23 protein-coding genes and 1 pseudogene are annotated in these 21,918 nt (G+C 30.2%); 1 reads left to right on the top strand and 23 read right to left on the bottom strand.

Going from position 1 to position 21,918, the window contains the following annotated elements; genetic code table 11:
* Positions 1 to 9: 9 nt before the first annotated feature.
* From ACWJJ7_RS00625 to dapF, 6 genes are all read right to left on the bottom strand, one after another.
* Positions 10 to 387, bottom strand: a complete 378-nt coding sequence (locus ACWJJ7_RS00625; RefSeq protein WP_462963464.1) for a DUF6262 family protein — start codon at positions 385 to 387, stop codon at positions 10 to 12.
* Positions 387 to 2,363 carry a tyrosine-type recombinase/integrase gene (locus tag ACWJJ7_RS00620; protein ID WP_462963463.1) on the bottom strand — a complete coding sequence of 659 codons (1,977 nt, stop codon included), beginning with the start codon at positions 2,361 to 2,363 and terminating at the stop codon, positions 387 to 389. The genes ACWJJ7_RS00625 and ACWJJ7_RS00620 overlap by 1 nt, the downstream gene beginning before the upstream one ends.
* Positions 2,356 to 3,489: a tyrosine-type recombinase/integrase gene (locus ACWJJ7_RS00615; protein WP_462963462.1), complete on the bottom strand. Its 1,134-nt coding sequence runs from the start codon at positions 3,487 to 3,489 to the stop codon at positions 2,356 to 2,358. The genes ACWJJ7_RS00620 and ACWJJ7_RS00615 overlap by 8 nt, the downstream gene beginning before the upstream one ends.
* A gap of 162 nt (positions 3,490 to 3,651) precedes the next feature.
* On the bottom strand, positions 3,652 to 4,653 hold the full coding sequence (locus ACWJJ7_RS00610) for a type II secretion system F family protein (protein ID WP_462963461.1): 1,002 nt from the start codon (positions 4,651 to 4,653) through the stop codon (positions 3,652 to 3,654).
* A 53-nt stretch (positions 4,654 to 4,706) separates the two neighbouring features.
* On the bottom strand, positions 4,707 to 6,386 hold the full coding sequence (locus ACWJJ7_RS00605; protein WP_462963460.1) for a GspE/PulE family protein: 1,680 nt from the start codon (positions 6,384 to 6,386) through the stop codon (positions 4,707 to 4,709).
* 148 nt (positions 6,387 to 6,534) lie between these two features.
* On the bottom strand, positions 6,535 to 7,356 hold the full coding sequence (dapF, locus tag ACWJJ7_RS00600) for a diaminopimelate epimerase (RefSeq protein ID WP_462965051.1): 822 nt from the start codon (positions 7,354 to 7,356) through the stop codon (positions 6,535 to 6,537).
* Between the two features lie 184 nt (positions 7,357 to 7,540).
* On the opposite strand from dapF, the gene ACWJJ7_RS00595 reads away from it, so the two are divergent.
* Positions 7,541 to 9,274: an Rqc2 family fibronectin-binding protein gene (locus ACWJJ7_RS00595; protein WP_462963459.1), complete on the top strand. Its 1,734-nt coding sequence runs from the start codon at positions 7,541 to 7,543 to the stop codon at positions 9,272 to 9,274.
* A 180-nt stretch (positions 9,275 to 9,454) separates the two neighbouring features.
* Here the strand turns inward: ACWJJ7_RS00595 and ACWJJ7_RS00590 are convergent, their stop codons facing one another.
* The 17 genes and pseudogenes from ACWJJ7_RS00590 to ACWJJ7_RS00510 form a co-directional block, all read right to left on the bottom strand.
* Positions 9,455 to 9,577, bottom strand: a complete 123-nt coding sequence (locus ACWJJ7_RS00590; RefSeq protein ID WP_462963458.1) for a hypothetical protein — start codon at positions 9,575 to 9,577, stop codon at positions 9,455 to 9,457.
* A gap of 56 nt (positions 9,578 to 9,633) precedes the next feature.
* Entirely contained in the window at positions 9,634 to 9,798 is a 165-nt protein-coding gene (locus tag ACWJJ7_RS00585; protein ID WP_462963457.1) for a hypothetical protein, read from the bottom strand.
* A gap of 54 nt (positions 9,799 to 9,852) precedes the next feature.
* A complete protein-coding gene (locus ACWJJ7_RS00580; RefSeq protein WP_462963456.1) occupies positions 9,853 to 10,317 on the bottom strand; it encodes a hypothetical protein in 465 nt (154 codons plus the stop codon).
* 565 nt (positions 10,318 to 10,882) lie between these two features.
* Positions 10,883 to 12,022 carry a THUMP domain-containing class I SAM-dependent RNA methyltransferase gene (locus ACWJJ7_RS00575; protein ID WP_462963455.1) on the bottom strand — a complete coding sequence of 380 codons (1,140 nt, stop codon included), beginning with the start codon at positions 12,020 to 12,022 and terminating at the stop codon, positions 10,883 to 10,885.
* A 247-nt stretch (positions 12,023 to 12,269) separates the two neighbouring features.
* The gene (uraA, locus tag ACWJJ7_RS00570) at positions 12,270 to 13,553 is read right to left on the bottom strand and encodes a uracil permease (protein WP_462963454.1); all 1,284 of its coding nucleotides are present in this window, start codon (positions 13,551 to 13,553) and stop codon (positions 12,270 to 12,272) included.
* Between the two features lie 97 nt (positions 13,554 to 13,650).
* On the bottom strand, positions 13,651 to 14,187 hold the full coding sequence (pyrR, locus tag ACWJJ7_RS00565; RefSeq protein ID WP_462963453.1) for a bifunctional pyr operon transcriptional regulator/uracil phosphoribosyltransferase PyrR: 537 nt from the start codon (positions 14,185 to 14,187) through the stop codon (positions 13,651 to 13,653).
* 225 nt (positions 14,188 to 14,412) lie between these two features.
* A complete protein-coding gene (locus ACWJJ7_RS00560; RefSeq protein WP_462963452.1) occupies positions 14,413 to 15,324 on the bottom strand; it encodes an RluA family pseudouridine synthase in 912 nt (303 codons plus the stop codon).
* Positions 15,325 to 15,771 carry a signal peptidase II gene (gene lspA, locus ACWJJ7_RS00555; protein ID WP_462963451.1) on the bottom strand — a complete coding sequence of 149 codons (447 nt, stop codon included), beginning with the start codon at positions 15,769 to 15,771 and terminating at the stop codon, positions 15,325 to 15,327. It abuts the gene before it with no gap.
* A gap of 164 nt (positions 15,772 to 15,935) precedes the next feature.
* Positions 15,936 to 17,135 (bottom strand): RNA-guided endonuclease InsQ/TnpB family protein, encoded by a 1,200-nt coding sequence (locus ACWJJ7_RS00550; protein WP_462963450.1) that lies wholly within the window; start codon positions 17,133 to 17,135, stop codon positions 15,936 to 15,938.
* Positions 17,136 to 17,174: 39 nt separating this feature from the next.
* A pseudogene (locus ACWJJ7_RS00545) lies at positions 17,175 to 17,327 on the bottom strand (helix-turn-helix domain-containing protein); the annotation flags it as partial.
* A 170-nt stretch (positions 17,328 to 17,497) separates the two neighbouring features.
* Positions 17,498 to 18,097 (bottom strand): TraR/DksA C4-type zinc finger protein, encoded by a 600-nt coding sequence (locus tag ACWJJ7_RS00540; RefSeq protein ID WP_462963449.1) that lies wholly within the window; start codon positions 18,095 to 18,097, stop codon positions 17,498 to 17,500.
* A 118-nt stretch (positions 18,098 to 18,215) separates the two neighbouring features.
* The gene (locus ACWJJ7_RS00535; protein ID WP_462963448.1) at positions 18,216 to 18,908 is read right to left on the bottom strand and encodes a 5'-methylthioadenosine/adenosylhomocysteine nucleosidase; all 693 of its coding nucleotides are present in this window, start codon (positions 18,906 to 18,908) and stop codon (positions 18,216 to 18,218) included.
* Positions 18,909 to 19,015: 107 nt separating this feature from the next.
* On the bottom strand, positions 19,016 to 19,627 hold the full coding sequence (locus ACWJJ7_RS00530; protein WP_462963447.1) for a DivIVA domain-containing protein: 612 nt from the start codon (positions 19,625 to 19,627) through the stop codon (positions 19,016 to 19,018).
* 15 nt (positions 19,628 to 19,642) lie between these two features.
* Complete coding sequence (locus tag ACWJJ7_RS00525; protein WP_462963446.1) at positions 19,643 to 20,416, bottom strand: YlmH family RNA-binding protein; 774 nt, start codon at positions 20,414 to 20,416, stop codon at positions 19,643 to 19,645.
* Positions 20,417 to 20,440: 24 nt separating this feature from the next.
* A complete protein-coding gene (locus tag ACWJJ7_RS00520) occupies positions 20,441 to 20,692 on the bottom strand; it encodes a YggT family protein (protein WP_462963445.1) in 252 nt (83 codons plus the stop codon).
* A gap of 70 nt (positions 20,693 to 20,762) precedes the next feature.
* A complete protein-coding gene (locus tag ACWJJ7_RS00515; protein WP_462965050.1) occupies positions 20,763 to 21,167 on the bottom strand; it encodes a cell division protein SepF in 405 nt (134 codons plus the stop codon).
* A 44-nt stretch (positions 21,168 to 21,211) separates the two neighbouring features.
* Complete coding sequence (locus tag ACWJJ7_RS00510) at positions 21,212 to 21,883, bottom strand: YggS family pyridoxal phosphate-dependent enzyme (protein WP_462963444.1); 672 nt, start codon at positions 21,881 to 21,883, stop codon at positions 21,212 to 21,214.
* Positions 21,884 to 21,918 lie beyond the last annotated feature (35 nt).

Below are 21,918 nucleotides of genomic sequence, written 5' to 3'. Positions count from 1 at the left end.
TTGTTATTTTTATATTAACTTTCCATACAATTTCCCTCTAATAATCTCTAATTGTTCCTTCAACTTCTTATTTTCTTCTTGAAGTTCCTTAATCTTTTTATCTTTAGCCATTATGATAATATCTTTTGATTTAGTTGTTTTATCATACTTAACCCTTTTATTAATTTCTCTACTAACTTGTTTTTGTCTCAGATCTTCTATTCTTTTCTTAATATCTTCATTATTATAAAGGAAAGTTTTAGAAACTCCCCCTAATTGAGAAACACTATTAAAGTTAATATTTTGTTCAGTTAAAGAAAGCTCTCTAATGGCTTTATCTACTTTTTCTAAAGTTATTTTAGTTTTTTCTTCTGCATATTTCTTTAATCCTTTAGTATTTCCAGCCATTATTGAAACTCCTCTCTTGTCTTTCCATTCTTATGAACCAATTTATGTTCTTTAACCTTCTCTAGTGTTTCTTCTAATAATTTTAAGTATGTTCTGTTCTTTTCAGCCCACAAGTCTCTACCACACTTTTCACTAATTTCTACTTGCCTTCTTACTTGTTCTATTTCTTCCTCATATTCAGGTATATTCTCAATTGTAGTGCAGAAACTAGCACAAGTTAGACAATGATTCATTTGTTGTTTACATGGTATTTTAGAAGGTTTAAAGCACACTCCAAAAGGAACTTTTACTGCATCTAAATTCTTCTTAACATATTCATATTTAATTAGATTTTCTCCACCTTTTGAATTTAAATCTATTTGCTCCAGCTTATTAGTTTCTATGTTTACTTTGAACAATTCTAAGTCCTCTGTAGCTTTCCACTTTTCATATAATAAATTCTCACTTACACTAGCATAATGAACAGTCATTTGAAGGCTTGTATGTCCTAATATTTGCTGTATAATACTAATACTCATACCTTGCTCAATCCATTCCTTAGCCCTTGTATGCCTTAGTGAATGAGTTTTAAAGTGATATAATTCACCATTAGCATCTCTAATATCTTTTTCTTTAATTAGTTTTTGAATTGAATATACTAAAACAGACTTAGACAAAGGTTGTCCTTTTGCTCTCCCTTTGTACGTATTAAAAAGGTATTTCTCAGGGTTGTTATCTTCATTACTTTTTTCTTTTGCCTTTTCAATACATTTCTCAACCATTTCAGCCACTTTGTCTCTTATAGGTATTTTAAGTTGAGATATCCCTGTTTTAGTTATCTCTCCACAAAGATAATAATTATATTTCTGTTCTTTATTATTCCATATTTGCTCTAAACAATCGTTGTATCTCAAATTTAAAATATCTGTACCTCTCCACCCTGTTTCTCTTAAAAGAATATAAACTGATACACATTCAATATTAGATAACTCCTTAATAGCACTATCAATTTGTTTTACAATCGGCTCTGGAATAAACATAACCCCTCGTCTAAGCCTATCGCTATCTCGCTCTCTTTTGGGAACGTCGTCTTTAAATATCAAAAACGAAACTTCCTTTTTAGGCGCTTGTTTATACTGAGCCATTTGAATGTATTCTAAAAATGTTCTTATTATTGTTATATAAAGAGTAGTACCATTCTTATTCATTCCTTTTCTATCATTTAGTAATTGTAAAATATATTTTTCAATATCTTCTCTATTTAGATTTTCTAGAAATCCGTGATTATACCCTCTTGAATAAAATGATTTAAAAAAGTAATTTAAAAATATTGAAGTGTTACAGCAATGACTAAATGATTTTTTTGTTATAATTGTTCTAAAATATCTTTTTATTGTTTCTCTATAATATTCAGGAATCTGCTTAAAATTTAAGCGATTAGATTTTGAGCTTTGAGTTGCTCTAATTTTTACGCCTTTAATATTTTTAGCATACCATATGTCCTTTTCTTTCTCTTCTCTATCATCATAAAAATTCGTAATAAACTTTATTACGAACAATATATTAATAACTTCTAATCCATTACTAGTTGTTTTCTCAGTATTCATACCTTGTTCTACTAAATAGAACTTCCACTTTTTATAGAATTCGTTATATTCAATCTCACTAAAACTATTTGCATTAAAATAGTATTTATTTGTGAATTTGCCCAAATGATGAAAAACATTTCCTAACGAACAAAGATATCTATTACTTGATATATTATTTTTAAAATTATAAAGAATATAATACTTTAGTTCATTTTTTAAAAATATGTTACTAAAATTTGAAAATTTAATATGTCTCATTTTATGAACGAATCCGTTCATAAAGAAGCTATTAGTTATATCCCATTTATCATTATCTATCCAATACTTGTTATTCTGTTTTAAATATGAGATTATTTCTTCATATTTATTTAGCTGGCCAACTCTTATCTTATGTAAATTACTATTCATTACCTTCTCCTTCATTGTAAATATCTAAGCTCAAATTGGGTTGAGTTTTTTCAAATTCTTTGGTTAAATCCTCATCCGAAGGGTGAACATACGTATTTAATGTTGTATAGATATTTTTATGGCCAGCCCTTACTCTAAGTAATTCTGGTTGCCAACCTGCCATTCTAAGAGTAGTTATTGATGTATGCCTAAACATATGTGGTGTAACGTATATATCAGTTTTCTTTTTTAATGTTCTAAATAAATTATCAACATCAACATAGTTCATGGCCTTATATCTGTTTTCACCACTTATTTTTATGAATATATGATTAGTTTCAACTTCTTCAGTATGATATTCAGCTATATACTCCATAAATATGTCGGCCAAATTTTGAGATATATCTATTCTACGAGGACTTGATACTGTTTTTATCTCAGCGTTATTTTCAAGTTGGCCACGGTCTTTAATGTCTATTATCCTATCACTTATATCAAAGTCTTCAATCCATAGCGATAAAGCTTCGCCTATTCTCATTCCAGTTTCATAAAGCAATGATAATAAAAACTTATCTCTAAGATTACTGCAATCTATAATAAGAGTTTCTATTTCTTGTTTAGTAAGCGTCTTAGGTCTACACTTAGGAACTTTTAGCTTTAATATATTACTTGTAAGTTTTTTCTGTTCGTAAGCTATTCCATATAAGAAACCTTTAAAATTTCTACTTGGTGTCGATACAAACTTTTTAAGTCTATCAGATACATTATTGCTATATTCCTCATTTCTTAAAATATAGTCATAGAACGATAAAACTGCATTCACTATAACATTTACAGTTCTTGGGCTTCTTACTTCATCAACTTGATGTGTTGGTATAACCTTCAAACTCTTATATGGATTCTGCAACCAATTTACAAACAATGATAGGTCATCAATATTAACCTTTTGGAAATCTAATTTTCGTTCTTCTAAATACTCGAAGTATAGTTTTAAATGCTGACAATACATCCTAAGTGTGTTTCTAGCATAATTAGTATTATCCTTAAACCTAATAAACTTTAATATAGGTTCTATGGGTAATCCTTCATTATCGGCCACATAATATCTCTCTTTTCCTTCTTCTGTTTTTACTTTTACTACTTCCATTTTATAATCATACCTTTATGTATTATATTTTTATCTTACTCTCTCTACTTATAGTTTACTACAACTACTATGTTTATTCAAACTATATTACTAGTAATCACAGTTATTTTTAGACATAAAAATATAACATAAAATACTATAAGTACTATGTTATTAAATGCACTATATTCTTTTTATCATAGCCACAAAAAATTGTGGGAATAGGTTCATTGCATTTAATGAGTTTGATAAACTTTCCCCTTTTTTTATATCATTAAAAACTATTTTAAGCTTTAACTTAAAATATCTATCACCAATAACATCATCAATTATTTCAAAAGCCTTTAGTAGTCCCACTCCACTACTTAATAAAATATTAAGTCCTCTAGAAAACCTTGTATAAATAAGCCTTTTATACACCGGACCTACTATTGGACACATAAATTTAAATTTGTCAAAAATACTCTTTCCGCTTTCTGTTTTAAGACATTCGATAAAAACAAAAACAAGAATTAAAAAAGTTATTAAAATCCATAATAAATTACTACGCACAAAGTTACTGAATTCTAAAACAAGTCTAGTTATTAGTGGAATATCTGCATCAAGAGAATTTAAATTTGTAATAAATACTGGGATTACCTTTATAAGCAAAAAGAATGATACAATCATTAATGTTAGAAATACTGTAAAAGGATAAATCATAGAGTTAGTAAACTTTTTTAAGAGCTTATATTCTTTTTCATAATACTCAGACAATTTCCCTAGGATTATATCCAGTTTTCCACTCTCCTCACCCAAATAAATCATATTTAACATAAACTCGGGGTATACATTTACAGTCTTCTTCATACTTACAAATAGTGAATTACCTTTTTGTACGTTTTCTCTAATGCTAATAAGACTCTTTTTTATAGATTTATGAAGCATTTGCTCGTAAAGCAAATTAAGAATATCACATATGGGTATACCTGATTTAATACATATTGAGAATTGCTTACAAAATATAGATATTATTTTTAAATTAGGTTTTCTAGAAATTTGAGTTATTTTTTTTATACGCCTACTTTTTATTAAAAATATCTCTTTTTCACGTAATCTTAATGCTAATTCGTAAGTACTATCACTTTCAGTACTGCCCTTTATTAAAATTCCATTTGAGGTTTTAGCCGTGTATTTATATCTCATATTATATTTCACCTATCACTTGTCATACTTGACTTATTATTATTTCAACCACCTTATTCAAAATTATAGCTATAAGTAGCATTTACAAATTCTTCTATTGAGGTTACACCATTAATCACTAACTCTTTACAACTCTCCATAAACGAACTTGATTTTTTTTCATTGCAATATTTCCAAAGCTCATCACTTATTCCACTCCTTGCTATAATAGCTTTATGATTACTATCTAATTTTAATAATTCATATATCGCAGTTCTGCCTTTATATCCAGTTTCATTGCACTTATTACATCCTAAAGCACTATATACTTTTTCTCCCCCGTAAAATCCTAAATGCTTAAATTGCTCATAAATAATCTCATATTCAATTTTACAATAAGGACATAATTTTCTTACTAATCTCTGAGCTAATACCACAACTAATGAATCCGCAACCAAATATGATGGAATACCCATGTCTATCAGCCTCGATATTGAAGTATTAGCATTATTTGTGTGTAGCGTTGATAAAACTAAATGTCCCGTTATTGATGCCCTCACAGCTATTTGTGCTGTTTCTTCATCTCGTATTTCTCCAATCATTATTACATCTGGATCTTGCCGCAATATACTTCTGAGCCCATTTGAAAAAGTAAGCCCCGCTTTATTATTTACATTTACTTGATTTATTCTAGGCATATTATATTCTATAGGATCCTCTATAGTAATAATATTTTTACTTTTACTATTGATTTCATTTAGTAGCGCATATAATGTTGTTGATTTCCCGCTTCCCGTAGGTCCCGCTACCACTATCATTCCATGAGAAAGTTTTAATGTATCCCTTAACAGCATAACTTTGTCAGGGCTAAATCCCAATGAGTCCAAATTAATGAATCTCTCTGCTTTGTATAAAACCCTTATAACTAGTTTTTCTCCATACATCGTTGGCAACGAGGATACTCTGAAATCGTAGTCTATTCCGTCTATATTTTCAGTTATCTTGCCATCTAATGGGATTAACTTAGTAGCTATATCCATATTTGCCATTATTTTTACTCTTGTACATAATGATTTATATACATTACTAGGAATTTGGTTTATTTCATTTAGTATTCCATCTACTCTCATTCGAATTATAGTAAAATTCTTAAAAGGCTCCAGATGAATGTCACTAGCTTCTTCATTTACAGCCTGTTTAAGCAAGGAATTTGTTATCCTTATAACAGGTGCGTTTTCAATAGAAAATGTTGAATTCCCCTCTTCATTTTTTTGCTCGGCTTCTAGCATGTATTCTTGTTTCATTTCTTCAACTGCAACATCGACAATTTGTTTTCCATAACAATTCTCGATAGCTTCCGAGATTTGGCTAGCTAGGGCAAAGAATATTTTAATCTTTTTATTTGTTATAAATTTTAGTTCATCAATAACCTTTATTTCGAAGGGATTTGAAAAAGCCACATGTACTTCATTGTTCTTATCATAAAAAGGTATTAAACAATATCTTTTTGCTATTTCTTTTGAAACTAGATTAAATGCTTTATTCTTTGTGCAAATAGATTCTAAATCAACACATGGTATGCTAAAATCATTCTTTACTATTGAAATAAGAGCATTTAAATCTATCTTTATGTCATACAGTATTATTTGTTCTTCACTACAATTTTTCTTAAGTGAAATCTCCTTTACCTCTTTATAACTCTCTGCGGTAATTAGGTTTTTATCTAATAATAACTTTAGTAAATTTTTTTTCATGTTATTTTACCTTTCCTTAATATGTAAACTTTATAAAGCGCATCATATTTGTAATCATTGTCACTTTTGGAAATTATATTCACTTTTAAAAAAACAAATTCCATAAAAAAACAACTGCACTATTAGTAAATAGACAGTTGTATGCAAATTAATTTAGAAAAAATTTTCCATCGAATGTAATTTCTGCAGGCCCTTCCATTAGAACCTCTTCTTTAACAATCTCTATATTAAGTAATCCACCTGGAACCTGTACCGATACTTTTTTCTCTATATACCCTAATCTATTGGCTGCTACCACTGATGCACAACTTCCCGTGCCACAGGCGAGAGTTGGCCCTGCACCTCTTTCCCAAGTTTTAACCTTTATCATGTTTTTAGCTACTATTTCACAAAAGTTTACATTTGTTTTTTCAGGAAATAAACCGTGATTCTCAATTAATTTCCCTTCCTCTACTTTATAATCTTCATGTTTCCCAAAAACAATAGTATGTGGTACACCCATAAGCAATGACGTAATATAGTACTCCTTATTGTTAATCTCTAACTTTTTATTAACTATTTCTCCCTTTTCTAAAGCTGGAATTCTCTTAGTGTTAAAATTATATTTCCCCATATTTATAATTACACTTTCAGCGAATCCATCTTTAATGCGTATACTTGCGATCTTTACACCATCACCAGTTTCAATTTTTATATTTTCGCCTTGCACATATTTTTTTTCCCAAATATATTTAGCAAAGCATCTTATGCCATTACCACACATAGATGCATATGAACCATCAGCATTAATAATTATCATTTGTATATCTGCTATATTACTTTTTCTAACCATTAAAATACCATCAGCACCTATTCCAAAATGCCTATCACAAAGTTTGCTAGCTAATTGCTCTAAATTGTTATACTTTTCCTCAAAATCTTCAATAACAATAAAATCATTTCCCGTTCCTTGCATTTTTGTAAAATATATAATTTCCATATAACTCCTCCTCTTTGCTAACCGCATACCATGACTTTTCAATAATTTTCTTTAATGGTATACTATTAATAGTTATACATCTTAATAATAGTATATTATATAATGTATTATTTACAAAGCATAAATATAAATTTATGCTGATTTAACGACATTTCAGAAGGAAAGGATGATTAATATGGCATTAGATGGAATTTATTTATCTAGCCTCGTTGAGGAAATAAAAGATATAATCATAGATTGTCGAGTTGATAAAGTAACCCAACCAGAAAAAGATGAAATTATATTAAGTTTCAAAAAAAATAGAAAAGTCTATAAGTTATTAATAAGTTCAAGCTCCAATTATCCTAGAATTCATTTTACAGACTTTAATAAGCAAAACCCAATACAGGCCCCTAAATTTTGCATGGTTCTAAGAAAATATTTAAATACTGCCTCAGTCATAGATGTAAGACAACTAAATTCAGATAGATTACTAGTTATTGACTTTAAAAGCAGCGATGAATTAGGTTTTGATAGTGTATACTCATTAATAATTGAAATAATGGGTAGGCACAGTAATATTAGCCTAGTTCGTACTCGAGATAATTTAATTATGGATAGCATTAAGCATGTTAGTTCAGACGTCAACAGTTATCGAGTTTTATACACAGGTGTAGAGTATATATACCCTCCCGCTTCCACAAAACTAGATCCTTTTAATTTTGAGTATGATGAATTCTATAAATATCTAATAGATAAAGACATACCATTCGCCGAAAAGTTTTTTACTGGTACTTTTACAGGAATAAGCTCGAATTTATCATCAGAGCTTGTTTATAGGTATTCCGTTATCAATAATGATTTCGATTTAGCGCACGCTAAAAACATTTATGATTTCACTATAAACACCTTTAAAAACATGCGTGATAATATTTTTTTAGCTTCCTATGTTATGAATGATAAACTAAAAGATTTCCATTGTATAAAGCTTACTTCATTAAAAGATTGTGATTTTGAAGAATTTGAATCCCCGTCTATGTTAATAGAGACTTTTTATTTTAGAAAAGATAAACACGATAGATTAAATTCTAAAAGCTCAAACCTTCAAAAAATAGTTAACAACAATATTAATCGTTGTGATAAAAAAGTGAAAATACTTAACGCGACCTTAAGTGACTGTAAAACTAAAGGTACCTATAAGTTACAGGGTGAACTCTTAACTGCAAATATATACTCCCTTAAAAAGGGTGACAAAGTTGCTAATCTTTTAAATTATTACAGTGAAGATGGTGAGTACATTAAAATTAAACTTGATGAAAACAAAACTCCATCACAAAATGTTCAATACTATTACAAAAAATATAATAAATTTAAGATAGCAGAAGAAATGGGCCTAATTCAAATGAATCTCACTGAAAACGAGTTAAAATATCTTCATTCTGTACTCACTAACATTCTAAATGTAGAAAATTATAATGGAATTGAAGATATTAAAAATGAATTAATAGAAACTGACTATATTGCATTAAAAAAGCACACTAAAGGTAAAAAAGCGAAACCAACCAAACCTATGCACTACATCTCAAGTGATGGCATTGACATTTATGTTGGTAGAAATAATATTCAAAATGATTTTTTAACTTTAAAACTTGCCAATAAAAACGATATGTGGCTTCACACAAAGGATATACCTGGTTCTCATGTTATTATTAAGAACATTGGTGATATACCTGAAAACACCCTTTTAGAAGCTGGAAACTTATCCGCATTTTATAGCAAATCCCAAAATTCCTCTAGTGTACCTGTTGATTATACGCAGGTGAGAAATGTAAAGAAACCATCAGGAGCAAAACCTGGAATGGTTATTTACTCTACAAATAAAACTATGTATATAACCCCTAGCGAAAGTACTTTAGAAAGAGTTGAATAAAAAAAAGGGTTAATCCATATAACTTTCTCCGGAAGCGACTTGCAATAAGAGATTGCAAGTCACTTCCGGAGAATGTCATACTATTATGCAGTTATCCTAATATGTGTCTAAAAGGGATGACAGATAAAAAAACTAATAAATCTCAATAATCGCCACAAAGAAAATCTTTTATCCGGTAGGCTACGGATGTGGTACATATCCTTTACATTTAATATTCACAAAAAAAGAATTTCCAAATGGAATTTCAATCTTTTCTCGCTTCTTATAATGTATGATATTACTTTTTTCTATATCCTGACACAAAATTCTCCTCCTAATATTAATAAATTATATGAATAATGCCATTGTTACGTAATATATTAAATCTTAGATTTATCTTTATAAAAATATTTTGTCACATTACCAATTATTATTCCAAAATATAAAAGTATACTTATTGCTAATAACTCCTTTCTATGAGTTCCCCAGTAAATCAATAACCCCAAAAATGGTATACATGAAATTATAGCCATAGGTTTTAGCATATATTTAAAGAAATTGTTCACTATTTCACCCCTTTACGAATATTGTTTATATCTTTATTTATTGAGGATTATTTGTAACTGTGCTTGTATAGGTAAATTTTCCTTTAAAATAGTAATCACTTTATCGTAATCACTCTTTTTAAAATGAAATGTTTGCTCCATAAACCCACCTGCTAACTTAACCTTTATATCCTTTGAACTAATTACCATAACTTTTTCAATTTCATTCCATAATATACTCTCTTTACATCTATTCATTGATATGAAACCTTTTGAGTTAATTCCTTTTTTAATCCACATGCTTACAAACATAAAAATAGCTAATACCCCCGTTACATAATGAACCCAGGTATTCGCATAAAAATATGTAATACCTATGAAAATAATCACAGCAAATAATACGGTAATAATTTCTACATACCTTTTTCTTGTTGGCATTATTAATGCTTTCATATATCTTACCTGTTTTAAAATAATCGCAATAAAAAATAATGGAATAATAATATTAATAATACTCATAAAAACTCTCTCCTTCTCAAATAATTTTAGTCATTAATACTTAATTTTTTTTTATTTAGGTCACACGTTTCTACGATTATGAAACAACTTATAGATAGATTGTACCATTTAACACCATAAAACAACATTTTACTTTGTATTTTGTTTCATATTCAACATTAAATCATCTCCTGCGGAGCTGTATTATAAATCAAAAATAAGACGAGGGATATATGTATAATATATCCCTCGTCTTATCTTCATTTAGAAATTCCCATACCCCTTCCAACAGCGGACTAGCGAATCGATCTTCCCGCAGGACCATGCCTAATAGTATAAGCTTTCTCCAAAGTGACTTGCAATAAGAAGCGCAGTAACATTGAAATTTCATTTAGAAATTCTTCTTTTGCTAATCTAAAATTCTCGTGAACCTGACAGGACGTCAGGTTAGCGAACCCGAGACAGGAAGTCGAGTGTGAACGTCAGAGAATTTTATATTCGCAAAAGATTAGAATTTCTTAATAAAATTTCACTTTTCAAGCTCATATTGCAAGGCACGCAGGAGAATTTTCATATTGATACACCCTTAGTCTTCTCTTTTTTTCCTAGGTATCTCTTTTATATATTGATAATAATAACATAGTAATCTTCCATTATATAATTTCCTGTTTTTATCTGCTTTCTTTCCAAAATCCCTCTGAAACTCACGGTTAGCTGTTATAACAAAGCAAGACCATTCATTTAAGCTTGAATACATCTCTCCAAGATCAACATTCAGTCTTTTTACTTCTTCTGCCTCACCTAATCTTTCTCCATATGGTGGGTTTGTTATTATAACTCCATATTTCTGCCTAGACGTAAAACTTTGCATTGGTATTTTTTGAAATTTTATAAAATCCTTGACTCCTGCTTTTTCTGCATTGTCAATTGCTGTCTTTAATAGCCTTCCATCAATATCAGAAGCTAGTATTTCAACTTCATTAGGACTTACAGTTTTTCTTGCACCTTCCCTAACTTGCTCCCAAATGTCACTCTCTATATTAGGCCAAGTTTCACTTACAAATTTTCTATTTATCCCTGGGGCAATATTTTTAGCTATAAGAGCTGCTTCTATTGCAATTGTTCCCGAACCACAAAGTGGGTCAGCTAAAACTCTCGAGCTATCCCATTTACTTATTAACACAAGGGCTGCAGCTAAAGTTTCTTTTAGTGGTGCCTCACCAGCATATTCTCTATATCCTCTCTTATGTAGTCCTGTGCCGGAAGTATCTACTGATAAAGTTACTACGTCTCTTAAAATTGCAACCTCTATCTTATACTCAGGTCCTTCTTCTGAAAACCACTCTTTATCATATTTTTTCTTCATAGCCTCAACTACCGCTTTTTTTACTATGCCTTGACAATCTGGCACACTGTGGAGTTGTGATTTTACAGATTTACCTACGATATGCATATTGCCGTCTTCTGGTATTAAATTACCCCAATCAACTGCAAGCGTTCCTTGAAATAAGTCTTCAAAAGACAATGCCTTAAATTCAGCCATCTTTATAAAAAGTCTTTCTGCAGTTCTTAGCCAAGTATTGCATATAGCAATATCCATTTCGTCCCCTTCAAACGTTACTCTTCCATTTTCAACCTTTAAATCTTCGTATCCAAGTGCCTTTAGTTCCTTTGCTGTAACTGCTTCTATTCCAAAAGTAGTAGTGGCAATTAAAGTATACATCATATATTATCTCTCCCATTTCTTCTTACGTTATTTCTCGTACCTCTCTTATATTATAATATCTCTATTTGTTAGTATTGTCTAGAATTTTTAAATTAAGCACCATTAAATCATCTCTGCGGAGCTGCTCATCTTCGATGAATATGAATAGCTTCGATGAATATGAATAGCTTCGATGAAGATAAATTAACGACTTAAGAAGGAAAGTCTCCCACTTCTATAAGTGGGAGACTTTCCTTCTGAAATGCCATTAATTATCTCCTGACTTACTCTTTTCAGGTAAAACTAAGTTCAATATAATACCCACTAAAGTTGCTAAAGCCACTCCTGCAATTTCTACCTCTGCCCCTGCTAATGGAAACTTAATGCCGCCTCCACCAATACCTAAAACTATTATTACTGAAGCGATTATCAGATTTCTCTTTTTACTAAAATCAACTTTATCTTCTACAAAAATTCTAAACCCAGAGGATGCAATTATTCCAAATAACATTACACTAACTCCCCCAATTACAGGTAGTGGAATATTTCCTATTACCGCAGATACTGGTCCTATAAAGGATAATATAATTGCTATGATAGCGGCTCCTCCAATTACCCAAACACTATAAACCTTTGTGATTGCCATAACTCCTATGTTTTCACCATAAGTCGTATTAGGAGGCCCACCTGCAAACCCAGCAAACATGGTAGCGACACCGTCTCCAAGTATTGATCTATGAAGCCCCGGATCTTTTGCGAAGTCTTTTCCGCAAACATTACTTGTAACATATACATGACCAATATGTTCAGCGAGTGTTACGAAAGATACTGGAGCAATAAGCATAATAGCATTTATGTTAAAATAAGGCATAACAAAACTTGGTAATGTAATAAATTTTGCAGACCATATTTCCTTTAAAACTTCACTCGGAATTACTCCTAGAAATACAGAAAGTGTATATCCTACTACCATTGCAATCAAAATTGGCACTACCCCGAAAAATCCTTTAAAATACATAGTACCCATTATTGCTATGACAAGTGTTGCCATTGATATAAATACCCATGTACCTCTAGATACACCTTCAAGTGCTGGGGTTGTAAATGATGAATTAAGCCCAGACCAATCTATTGCTACGCTAGCTAAGCTAAGTCCTATTACAATTACCACAGAACCTACCACAACTGGGGGCAGTACTCTATCTAGCCATTTCGTTCCTGCAAGTTTAATAATTAAAGCTACAATTACATATACAAACCCTGCTGCAATAATACCCGACAACATAGAACTTTGTCCATATAACTTTGTTGCAACTGACATCGGTCCTATAAATGCAAAAGATGAACCTACATATGCTGGAAGCTTAGCTTTTGTACATAAAATATACAATAATGTTCCCACACCACTGCAAAACAGCGCAATTGATGGGCTAAGACCTGTTAGCATTGGTACAAGTATAGTCGCACCCACCATAGCAAATAAGTGCTGGAAGCTTAATGGGATAGTCTTTATTATAGGTAATCTTTCATCAACATCTACAAAATTTTTCATTTAGTGCCTCCTTTTAGTCTCGCTGGACTATATTAAAAGATTATTTATCTTCTTCGAAGCTATGCATCATCTTCGATGCTGTTTATCTTCTTCGAAGCTACAGTTCAAATATGCTTACTGAATCTTTTCCATCAATTTCTAAAAGTTCAACAGAAATCATTTCTTTACCTGAAGTAGGTATATTTTTCCCTACATAATCTGCCCTAATAGGTAGTTCTCTATGTCCTCTATCTACTAAAACAGCTAATTGTATCATTTGCGGTCTGCCTTTATCTATTATGGCATCAATAGCAGCTCTCGCAGTTCTTCCGGTATACAGTACATCATCTACTAAAATAATTTTTTTACCTATTACATCTATGCCCAAATCTACATTATTTAATACTGGCTGATTGTCTATTGATGTAAGATCATCTCTATATAAAGTAATGTCAACACTGCTTACTGGAATTTTAATTTCCTCAAACTGTTCTATTAAAAGAGCAATTCTTTCTGCAATTGGTACTCCTCGTCTTTTTATTCCTACAAGGATAATGTTTTCTGTTCCTTTGTTTTTTTCAATAATTTCATGTGCTACTCTTGTCAATGTTCTTTTTATAGCTTTTTCATCTAACAACACTGATTTAAATTCCATAACCTAACCTCCTACTTAATAGTATTATTTCTTTTAATAAGCTTAATATAAAAAAGCCTTCACCAAAAGGTAAAGGCATACTATACTTGCATAATAATAGTATTACTATCTTTATCCTTATGATCTCTCTGGAACATTTAAAGGGATAAATATTATATTAATAACACAATACACATGACATGTGATATTGTATCGCCACTATAATATCACATGTTATGCGCTATTTCAACTATTTTTTAACTTAGTTATCAGTTTTTCAAAATAACTTGGAAGGGGTGAAATAAATTCCATGTATTCATTAGTACTTGGGTGTATAAATCCAAGTTTTTTCGCATGAAGAGCTTGCCCCTTTAAATTAAAGCTCTGCTTTTTATAACCATATATCAAATCGCCAACTAAAGGATGTCCTATCTTTGCCATATGTACTCTTATTTGATGAGTTCGCCCTGTCTCTAAGTTACATTCTACTAATGTATTACTATCAAATCTTTCTATTACTTTAAAGTGGGTAACAGCTTTCTTACCACTTTCAACTACTGCCATTTTTATCCTATCTTTAGGGTGTCTTCCGATTGGTTCATCTATTGTACCTGTATCACTTTTAATTATACCTTCTACAAGAGCTAAATAACTTCTTGTCATTGAATGATCTTTAAGCTGCGCTGCAAGAGAATTATGTGCGTTATCATTTTTAGCTACCACTAATGCTCCAGATGTGTCCTTATCAATTCTATGAACTATCCCTGGTCTAAGCACACCATTGATGCCTGATAGATCTGTGCAATGATTTAAGAGTGCATTAACCAATGTACCACTATAATTGCCCGGTGCAGGGTGAACAACCATATCCTGGGGTTTATTAATTACAATTACGTCACTATCTTCATATAAAACGTCCAAGGGTATTTCTTCTGCTTTTACGTCTAACTCTACAGGATCTGGAATATCCAATGTAATTAATTCCTCTAGTTTTAATTTATAATTACTTTTTCTACATTTTCCATTAACAGTCGCATTTTCACCTTCAAGTATTCCTTGAATATATGATCTAGATTTATTTTCAAACTTACTAGAAACAAAAACGTCTAATCTTGTACCAACTGAATTTTCATCAACTTTAAACTCATATCTGTCCATTTATACCTCTTCCTTTACTATAGAAATTGCCAAAATCGCGGTTCCCACAACTACTAACATATCAGCTATGTTAAATGTTGGGAAAGAATATACCTCTTTATAATGAATTAAAATAAAGTCTACTACATATTTATAAAATACTCTATCACATAAATTTCCGAGTGCTCCACTTATAATTAAAGCAAAACTTATCCTTAGGAATTTCGATTTTGGCTTATACTTAATAATATAATATATCATACCTGATATAATAAGTAACGTAACTAAAGCTAACAATATCAATTTATTTTGCAAAATCCCAAAAGCCGCTCCTCTATTCTCTAAATATTCTAATTTAAAAAAGTCTTTAATTAATACAACTCCATTTTTCTCTCTCAAAGAACTTAGTGCCCAAACTTTGGCTAATCTGTCCAATATAAGCCCTAAGAAAATAATTAATACCTCCATACCCTTCCTGCTACTTAAAATATGGACAAACATATCCATACCAAGAAAATTCCTTTTTCATTGTGTCTGTCCTCATATCATTGCTGACACTACTAACATTTGATATAACACTCCAAAGGCGTAAATTCCCGACTAGCCATCGGTACACATATACATTCGCTTGATTATGCGACTTTGTATATTATAGCATTTGCAAGGTTTATACTAGCATTTTTATCCCTATCAATTATAAGTCCACATACTGGACATACATACATTCTGTCTGAAAGTTTTAAATCTTTCTTAATGCTTTCACAATTAGAACACGTTTTACTTGATGGATACCATCTATCAACAATTCTTAGTTCTATATTATTAAGCTTACATTTGAAAGCAAGTTTAACTCTAAAGCCGTAAAAATTTTGTTGTGCTACTGCCTTTGCTAAATGCTTATTCTTCATCATTCCTTTTACGTTTAAATCTTCAATTGTTATATAAGACGGTTTGGTTTTTACTATCTCATTAATTACTTGATTAACATAATCGGTTCTAATATTAGAAAGTTTTTGATGAAGTTTTTGTACAATGGCTATTTCCTTGGATATATTGTGTCTAGTAGCATTTCCTCCTTCTTTTTTTCTTTTTTTATTTCTTACTTTTAAACTTTCATATTTCCTTGAAAGCTTCCTTTGTTCTCTTTTTAACTTTTTTTCTAATTTTTTAACTTCTTTAGTCTTATTTATATTTTTAAATGGTTCCTCTATTGTATTAACTATTGCCAAGTCTTTTATTCCCAAATCTATTCCTATTCCTTGATTCTCAGAAGTGGAATAATCATTGGTGTCTTTAACATCAATTAAAACAGAAACATAATACCTACTTGCTTTAAAACTTACAGTTCCACTAGTCACTTTTAAGTTAGTTGGGATATATCCTTTTTCTTTAAGCATTACCCAGCCAAGACTCGGCACTTTAATCCTATGTCTTTCTACTATCCAGTCAGTTTTGTTGTTTTTAGGAAAATACATTTTAACATCTTGGTTCTTCTTTTTCTTGAAGTTGGGAAATTTACTTTGTCCCTTAAAGAACCTTTTAGATGCAGTTTCAGCATTACAAATAGCTTTTTTTCTAGCTTTTGAACCACACCCATTAATCCACGTTAATTCTTCTTGTGTTTTAATTTCATGATTTATGAATTTATCAAAATCATTGGCACTTATAAAAGCTTGTTTTTTATCAATTAATCCATCTTTGAATTGGTTATATAATTCTTTATTTTTAGCTAAATAAAAGTTGTATAAATACCTACAAACACCAATGCTTTGACGAGTCTGTCGTCTTTGTTCCTCTGTTGGGTTTATTTCCGTTTTATATGCTCTTAACAATTTCCTTATCTCCTTCTATTTTTTTCTTATACTTTCTAAGCCCATATATTCAACATATTGGTTATGGGTGTAATATCTTCTATCAGAAGGATTTCTAAAAGCTATTAACTTCTTATCGTTATACCATCTCTGTAATGTTCTTACTGAAACCCCTATCATTTCAGCAAATTCTTGTGGTTTGTATATATTCATTCAAATCATCTCCATGTATATATATTACTGCACATGTCTATGATTGTTATTGTTTTCTAAACAGTTATATACTCCTATTTAATATAAAAAAGAAAAGTATATATTGCTACAAATGTAGTTTTTAAACTAAAAATTTCTTTGCAATATATACTTTTTTTAGTCTGCCTAATTTAATCTGGTAACTGATTTTTATATTGGTCATTGCTTATTTTCTCTATAGGTTCAACATAACCGTCATCGTCATCATCATAAAACTCAGATATACCTTCTAATTTATTAAAACGTTCTACTACCTGGTAAGTATCTTCAGCATCAATACCTACTTCACCGCTATTACTGTATCTAAAGGGTATCCCAAGTACATCTTCCTCAACGCATCTATTGTTTTGCTCTGCTGGCTTGTTATTATCTATGGATTTCTGACATAACACACAGTTTTCTGCGTAAGGTGTAAATTCTAATCGTTCGTCACTTATATCGATGCCGCAACTCTTGCATTTACCATAGGTATGATTTTCAATGCTTTTTAGAGCATCTTCAATTTTTTTTATAGTTGACATCTCATTCCCCTTAAGTGCGAGCCCCTTTTCCTTATCAAATAATTCAGTTGCAGTATCAGACGGGTGATTGTCATAAAAAGACAATTCGGTTGCCATTTCACTGTTAGAATCTATAACTCCATTTTGTTTCATTTGATTAATAATATCAAGGACTCGCACCTGTTCACTTATTAATTTTTCTTTAAAATATTGTATTTTATTCTTTTCCATGATAACAACTCCTCTAGTTTTAATATAGTAGTAATATAAAAAAAATAAAACTTCTATATACTTATGTTTTCTCATGGAAAGAATTTTATTACACTTATTTAATAATAATTAATTTTTTTTAAATCAATTTCAACATATTATTTAAAATATTTGTAGAATTTTCCACAGCAATATCTTTAAATTTATCATACTCCATATGGGCACCATTACTTGCATTGTCCGATATTGATCTAATAACAATAAATGGAATTTCATTTAAGTAACACACTTGAGCGATACTTGCTCCTTCCATTTCACAAGCCAAACATTCAAATTCAGAATTAAGCCATTTTATTTTAGAAGCTTCTGCAATAAATTGATCTCCTGACACAATTCTTCCCGTAAAATGCTTATGTCCTTTTATATCCTTACATGCTTCTTTCGCATATTGAATTAGCGTCTTATCACATTTGAAATCAAAAGTATCTAATCTTGGGATCTGTCCTTTTTTTTCACCAAATGCAGACGCATCGATATCATGTTGTACTAAATTCTCACCTATTACAACATCCCCTGGGTATATATTATCGACAGTCCCCCCTGCAATTCCAACATTTATAATATAATCTACATTAAAATCATCAATTAATATTTGAGCACAAACCGCAGCATTAACTTTGCCAATACCACTAGTAACTACAACTACATTTTTATTATGTATAACACCAAGCCTAAATTCCATTTTAGCCTTCACATCTTTTCTTTTAAAGTCCATATCCCTAACTAAAAATTCAACTTCTTCTTTCATTGCTCCAATAATACCTATATTCACTTTTCTATTCCTCCTTAAAATATCTAGTACAGTACACGCTATACTGATTCAGTTTAGTAGTTTTGTTACATAAAAAATCTCACCCAGTGAGTGAGATCTCTATGTTTTTACCCTTTTGCAAAAAAGGTTTTTATTTCTTCTATATCATCGCTATTAAACTCTTTTTCGTCAATGTCTTTGAGTGTAACTTCAGAATATTTTAACGAAACATCTGTTTCACTCTCGCTTATATTATCATTAACTTCATTACCCAAATTGTAATTTCTAAAATAGTCATTTTCTAAGCCTTCAAACATCTCAAATTGACAATTCATAAAATTTCTGAATTTTGTTCTAAACTTTGCAAATTCTTGCTTAGTTATTTCATATTCATCATTTATCTTAAGTACATCATTATGAGCCTTATCTATTAACCTTTGAGAAGAGTCATTCGCATTTTTAATAACCAATTCTGCTTCTTTTTGAGCAGTAAACTTTGCTTGCTCTGCTGCATTTTGAGCTAATACTAATGTATTTTGAATTGTAGATTCTATTTTAACATGATGCTCTAATTTTTCTTCTAAAAAGTTCTTTTTTTCTTTTAAAGTTGAATTTTCTTTATACATAATTTCATATTCTTCAGATACCTTATCTAAAAATTCATCGACTTCATCAGCATTGTAACCTCTTAAGCCTTTTTTAAACTCTTTATTGTTAATATCCATAGATGTTATTCTCATCTTGCTCCCCCTTAACTAAATATATTGCTTTATTGCAACTTTCAAACGATCCTTTTGAGTGATCCCTCTAATATCTGCAATTTTTAGCTTTCCATATCCCCTAATTGTTAAAGTATCATTATTTTTGATAACCTTATCTTTTTTTAAACACTGAAAATAATTCACTAATATTTTGCCTGTTGATATTAGTGCAACTGAATTATTTCTTGAAATATTACATATAGCTGAAACCATACTATCAAGGCGAAGTGACGTAGAAATAATGATTTTTTCTTGGAATTTCCTCTCTGGAAGGTCCTGTAATATATAATCATATTCACTAACTTCACATGGACAATTTCCTATACCATTTAAACTATTAATTATGTAATTACTAATGTCACTAGAAACTGGTGCATAACATATTGCATCTTGAATTATTAAGTCACCTAGTTTTTCTCGATTAATTCCTAGAGACATTATTGCACCTAAATAATCCTTATGCTCTAATTTGTTAAACTTGGATTTATTAATTATTTTCAATAAATTTATAGGATATTCTTTAGGTTCGCCGGCAACTGAAAATGATACCATTCTCCTGTCAGCATCTTTAAATATACCATTAGTGAACACTTTCGTTTTATAATTTTCACATATAGCCGAAACTTGATTCCATATAGCCGGAGATATAAAATCATTAGTAAATATGATTTTATTTGTCTTTTCAGCTATTTGTATTTTACTAAATATGTTAGAAATTAAATTTTTATCATCACAATTTATACTATTAAGAAAATTTTTTTTATCCATTTGAATCCTACCTTACTAAATTATTCACAGTATAATATACACAATTTTTCTTAAAATCATCAAAATAAAAAGTGCAATTATTGGCGAAAAATCTACCATTGTATTACTAAAATATTTCTCTTGAATTTTTCTACCTGGCTCTAATAGAGGTCTAGTTACTTTATGTAATAATTCTATATATTGGTTTGACCTCCCCCTATAAACCCAAGACAAAACCACTTCCGCAAGAATTGCATACTCTAACACATTAAAAATCATTCCAATTAATCTATACAAATTTTATAACCTCCTGAACTTCTCAAATGTAAATACAATTATTCATTGCTATCCTTAAAATATTTTCATTTTATTTATTCCAATTAAAAATTCCTTTTGAGCTTAGTTCATTTTTCAATGCATTATCAACTTCTACATTAGAAGGAGAAATTATATACACTCCTTTTTCTACCTGCTGAAGCTCACCACTCAAAGCGTAGCATACTCCTCCAACAAAATCTAATAACCTTTGCCCAGTTTTAGCTTCTAATCCATTAGTGTTAACTACTACGATTTTTCTAGCTTTTAAATTATCGCTGATTGTAATTGCTTCATCAAAATCATCTGGTTTTATGATAACTACTTTTGTAGATATCGAGGTATGAATGTTTACTACTTTACTTTGATTTTTGTTTGCATTCATCAATGATTCAATATCCACGTTTTCCTCTTCATTCTCCATTTCTTGAACTTCATCCTCCTCTTCCTCTGCCATACCTAAAAATCCCATAACCTTATTCATTACTTTACTTGACATTTTTATACCTCCAGTTTCTTGTAATCTCGTTTACCAAATATTTTCTCACCAAGTCTTATCATATTAGCACCTTGTTCTAAAGCAATTTGAAAATCTTTACTCATACCTAATGATAGAATTTCCATGGAAACATTTTTGTATTCAAAAGTTTTTAGATCATCAAATATAGTTTTCATCTGAGTAAAGTATCCTCTACTACTTTCTTCGTTACCGATGGGAATTGTAGCCATTAGTCCTTTAATTTTTACATTGTTACATTCTTCACACGCTTTTATTAGAGAACTTATTTCTTCAACAGCTATACCTGTCTTTGCAGCTTCTTTTCCTATATTAATTTGAATTAAAGCCCTGGCAATTTCATTTTTAGAAGCAAAACGCTTTTCAATTTCTTGCAATAAATGTACGCTATCTAAAGAATGAATAAGATAAACTTTTCCAACTATATATTTCACCTTGTTTGTCTGTAAATGTCCTATAAAGTGCCATTTTATGTCTTTATCCAAGCTATCATATTTTCCGATTAATTCTTGTACCTTATTCTCTCCAAAATCTCTAGCCCCTGATGTGTATGCTTCTTTTATTTCATTAATTTGTCTAGTCTTAGAAACGCATATTAGTGTTACCTCTTCTGGAAGTTCATTTTTTATTTTGTTATAAGTTTCCCCAATAGTCAACTATCCGTCCCCTCCTTAATCATCTTTATGACACA

This window comes from Clostridium sp. CM042 (genome assembly GCF_055080995.1).
This window is presented reverse-complemented; position numbering and strand designations above follow the sequence as displayed.